The sequence below is a fragment of the Colwellia sp. 6M3 genome (assembly GCF_014077595.1).
In the GTDB taxonomy this organism is placed as follows: domain Bacteria; phylum Pseudomonadota; class Gammaproteobacteria; order Enterobacterales; family Alteromonadaceae; genus Cognaticolwellia.
On the sequence record NZ_JACGWF010000154.1, the window covers coordinates 1 to 4,553 of the forward strand.

The following is a 4,553-nucleotide window of genomic DNA, read 5'->3' on the forward strand; positions in this document are numbered from 1 at the left end:
GGCACTAGCACGAAGAAGAATGAAATCATGTACGCCACTACGGCCTACTGTTGCTGCATTATTTACCATAATCGAACTCCTACTACTACAGTAAGCACCAACCAAAGTGCAATGATAAGTTTAGCCGTAGCATTACCTGACGCTAGTTCTTCAAAATGACCTAAATCCATAAATAAATGACGGATACCGCCAAGTAAGTGGTAGATAAGTGCAGAAAGCGTACCGAGCATAATTATTTTGAAGAATAAGCCGCTAAGTAATGATTCTACTTGCGCGAAACCTTCAGCAGAAGATAGAGATAAAGAAAGCGTCCACAATAAAATACCAATAGCAAATACCATAATTACACCTGAAACACGGTGCAATATAGAAGCATTAGCTGCTGCATGCATTTTAATTGTTGACAAATCTAGGTTTACAGGACGTTGTTTTTTCACGATTGTTGCCTAAGGAGCTCTTAGAGCCTTCAACTTATTTTTTTTACGTCATCCAACCAATATATTAAGTTAGATAACCCCTCTCCGATGTAAATTAAATTTTTGCACTTGATTGATGAATGCTAAAAAAGAATTCAGATCGGCTTGATTATATAGGTGAAAATCATTAATTACAATTTTCTTCCCGACAAGTTTCAGCCTATTTACGAGGCTAGCGACTATTTAACAACCATACGTAACAAAAATTGATAATGACATGTAACTTTAGTCTAAGAGCGAAACAAACAAATTGACTTCTAGGGGGTGATCTGAAGTAGAATAGGGTTAGTTTAATATTCACAAAAATTGACTAAACATTTGGTTTTAACAATTTTCTAGATAAACAAATATAATGGGGACGAAATATATGGCTGATTCAAAAGCCTCTCTTAGTATCGACGGTAATGTAGTTGCGGAATTACCAATTCTTAAAGGTAGTGCTGGTAACGATGTTATAGATATTCGTACACTTGGCAGTGCTGGCTATTTCACCTATGACCCAGGATTTTTAGCAACTGCCTCTTGTGAGTCTGCAATTACGTTCATCGATGGTGGTAAAGGTATTTTACAACATCGTGGTTACCCAATTGATAGTCTTGCTAAACAAGCAGACTACCTAGAAGTTTGTTATATTTTATTGAATGGTGAAGCACCATCTAAAAGCCAATATGATGAATTTACTAATACAATCACTAACCACACAATGGTACATGAAAAATTAGTTCACTTTTTTCATGGTTTCCTACCAGATGCACATCCGATGGCGATGCTTTGTGGTGTTGTTGGCGCTATGTCTTCTTTTTACCACAGTGATTTAGATATTCATGCCGCTGATCAACGTATGCGTAGTGCTCACCGCTTAATTGCTAAAATGCCTACTATTGCAGCTATGGCATATAAATATAGTATCGGACAACCTTTTGTTTACCCACGTAACGACTTAACTTATGCAGAAAACTTCTTGCATATGTTGTTCTCTGTTCCGGCTGAAGAATATGTTGTTAGCCCTACTGTTGCTCGCGCAATGGACCGTATTTTTACGTTACATGCAGATCATGAGCAAAATGCTTCAACGTCTACAGTACGTTTAGCGGGTTCTTCAGGTGCTAACCCTTACGCATGTATCGCAGCGGGTGTTGCTTCACTTTGGGGCCCTGCTCATGGCGGCGCTAACGAAGCTTGTTTAACTATGCTTCAACAAATTGGTTCATTAGATCGTGTTGATGAATTTGTTGCTAAAGCAAAAGATAAAGCTGACCCTTTCCGCTTAATGGGCTTTGGACATCGTGTTTATAAAAACTTCGATCCACGTGCTACCGTAATGCGTGAAACATGTCATGAAGTTTTAACTGAATTAGGTATACAAGATCCATTGCTTGATGTAGCAATGGCACTTGAAAAAGTAGCGCTAGAAGACCCATATTTCATTGAGAAAAAATTATACCCTAACGTTGATTTTTACTCAGGAATCATCCTTAAAGCTATTGGTATTCCAACGAACATGTTCACAGTAATTTTTGCTATGTCACGTACCGTAGGTTGGATTGCTCACTGGGATGAAATGCTTGGTCAAGAAGGACAAAAAATCGGTCGTCCTCGTCAAAAATACACTGGCGAAATTAACCGTAAATTTGTTCCATTAAGTGAGAGATAATTAGCATTAATTAATCGCTTATTATATTCTTTAAAGGCAACCTCTTTGGTTGCCTTTTTTTTTAATGTCATGTTAAGTACATGGTTATTAAATTACTTATATACCTTAAGTTAATAACTTCCGTATACAATTTCTGTACATTCGTATTACAAACACGGTATTGTTACGGCAATATTCTCTCCATACTTTTAACGGTAAAATAACCTTGCTTGAACATATTTTAATTGTCGATGAAAGCCGCTTAGTGCGCGAAGCACTTGCTAAAATATTATGCTCATGTGGTGTTAGTAAGACTGCGATTTCTTGCATTGAAAATATTGAAGACGCCTTAGAGTTTGCACAGTTTTCAACCATCAGTTTATTAATTTGTGCTGATAATGCAACGACAGATAACAGCTTTGAATTTCGCGATGAATTAGTAAAAATATTAAATATTGATCATCTGCCAGTATTGCTACTTTCACAGAAAATTGTTGAAGATATTACTCACAGCCCAGATGTGCAAGTCGGCACTATTTCAGCCATAAATCATAGTATTGCATTATCACCTCCCTTTAAAAGACATAGGGTAATCAACGCTTTATTTAAACTAACGCAAGATCCAATATTTGCGAATTGTAGCGAACAAGACAATACAAATAGTGCGTCTATAGCCTCTATTGTCAATAATAAAACTGATCTTCAAGAGCAAAAACCAACAATTCTAGTCGTTGACGATGAAAGTAGTAATATAGATGTTGCCGCCGGAAATTTACGAAATCTTTACCGCGTAATAGCAGCTAAATCAGGCCAACATGCTTTAAAAATTGTGGCAAGCAATAACCACAACATAAGTTTAATTTTATTAGATATTATGATGCCGACCATGGATGGCTACCAAGTATGCAAAAGCCTTAAAGAGATAGAAAGCAGTGCAAATATTCCGATAATATTTTTAAGCGCTAAAGCACTCGTTGAAGATATAAAGTACGGTTTTGACCTGGGTGCTGTTGACTACATAACGAAACCGTTAAATGGTGACTTACTCCGTGCACGTGTTGCTACACATATTCGATTACAACAGCAACAACTTGCTTTAGCAGCACAAGTGTCCACACTTAAAGAAAATGCTAAGTTACGAGAAGATATAGAAAAAATAACTCACCATGATTTAAAAGCACCCCTAAATAACATTTTATTTGAAACTTATCGCCTGACAGACAAAAGTGCGGCTAAATCTATAAATCGCGCGGTAAATAATGTTGTAAACATGGTAAATAACTCGCTAAATTTATATAAAATAGAGCAAGGTATTTATAGCGTAATGCCACAGGTAACAAATTTAAACTTGTTAATTCATGATGCAATTAATGCAGTAACAAAAACGAGTGATGCTAAAAACATTACTTTCGAACTGAGTGGCTTTGATGTTCAACACAACATTTTGGTAGAGCCATTACTCTGCTTGTCTATTTTTAATAATTTAATTAAGAATGCGGTAGAAGCTTCACCTGACGATAAAAAAATAACATTGGCGCTAAGCCAACACAATCAATTCATCAGTTTTGAATTAACCAATTATGGCGTTATTCCAGCCCAAATCCGCCCTACGCTGTTTGAAAAATATAGCAGCTCTAATCATAATACCGGTATTGGTTTAGGTACCTACTCTGCTAAATTAATGACAGAAGTACAACATGGTGAAATTGCCTTTAAGATTCTAGATGAACAACAAACTCAGTTTATTGTTAGGTTACCTTCAGCTTGATAATATTTTATTTTAAGCTTTAAACTAAAATTTGTTTATTTCACCCAACCATCTATGAATGTTTATGCAGATTTAGTGATTAAAAACACCATAAAAAATACTTGTATTAAATGATATTCTCGCCTTAATGGCGCTTAATATTAAACTTTATTTGCTCAGTAGATGACGTTTTACTTCTCAATCAATAAGTAAAAAAAGTAGAAAAAAACCAGAATAAAATGGCTAATTTTATACAATTTATTTTAAATTCCTTACAGATTTCTACTGTTTATAAGCCATTTTTTACGACACGTCAAATGCCTAAATCACCTTATATAAATCATAAGCAGTGCCTGCTAATCGATTAAATTTAAGCAATATATTGACGCTATATCATCATTTATTGAGATTTTTCGACTAAAAAAATCAAAAAAATAGTTCAATGTACCTTTAATTTTGCTTTATATAGGCTGTTTTATTCTACTTTTGCTGATCAAATACCAATAATCATTAATTTTTATTAATGTTATTTAGCTAAATTACACTAATAAATGACCATTTTATCTGCTTATTTTAATCCTATTATGATATTTCTTGTAATCAACACCTGAGAAAGTTGAAATAAACACCTATTACAGCTTGTTTTTTAACCTAAACCAATCACCGACTATCATTTATTTTAATATCGGGAATAAAC

The 4,553-nt window shown here is 34.7% G+C and carries 3 protein-coding genes and 1 pseudogene; 2 read left to right on the top strand and 2 right to left on the bottom strand.

Going from position 1 to position 4,553, the window contains the following annotated elements; all coding sequences use genetic code 11:
• Both H4J50_RS18490 and sdhC read right to left on the bottom strand, forming a co-directional pair.
• Nucleotides 1–69 (bottom strand): annotated as a pseudogene (locus tag H4J50_RS18490) (succinate dehydrogenase membrane anchor subunit); the annotation flags it as partial.
• Nucleotides 63–437, bottom strand: coding sequence for a succinate dehydrogenase, cytochrome b556 subunit (gene sdhC, locus H4J50_RS18495; RefSeq protein WP_108455736.1), 375 nt, complete (start codon nucleotides 435–437; stop codon nucleotides 63–65). The pseudogene H4J50_RS18490 and the gene sdhC, both read right to left, overlap by 7 nt.
• A gap of 406 nt (nucleotides 438–843) precedes the next feature.
• On the opposite strand from sdhC, the gene H4J50_RS18500 reads away from it, so the two are divergent.
• Together H4J50_RS18500 and H4J50_RS18505 are read left to right on the top strand one after the other, a co-directional pair.
• Nucleotides 844–2,130, top strand: coding sequence for a citrate synthase (locus tag H4J50_RS18500; protein WP_108455735.1), 1,287 nt, complete (start codon nucleotides 844–846; stop codon nucleotides 2,128–2,130).
• A 205-nt stretch (nucleotides 2,131–2,335) separates the two neighbouring features.
• Nucleotides 2,336–3,877 (top strand): response regulator, encoded by a 1,542-nt coding sequence (locus tag H4J50_RS18505; protein ID WP_182257636.1) that lies wholly within the window; start codon nucleotides 2,336–2,338, stop codon nucleotides 3,875–3,877.
• Nucleotides 3,878–4,553: the final 676 nt, after the last annotated feature.

Bases quoted from the DNA above. Each gene is read 5' to 3' on its own strand.
- H4J50_RS18500 (WP_108455735.1), top strand. From the start codon at position 844: ATGGCTGATTCAAAAGCCTCTCTTAGTATCGACGGTAATGTAGTTGCG.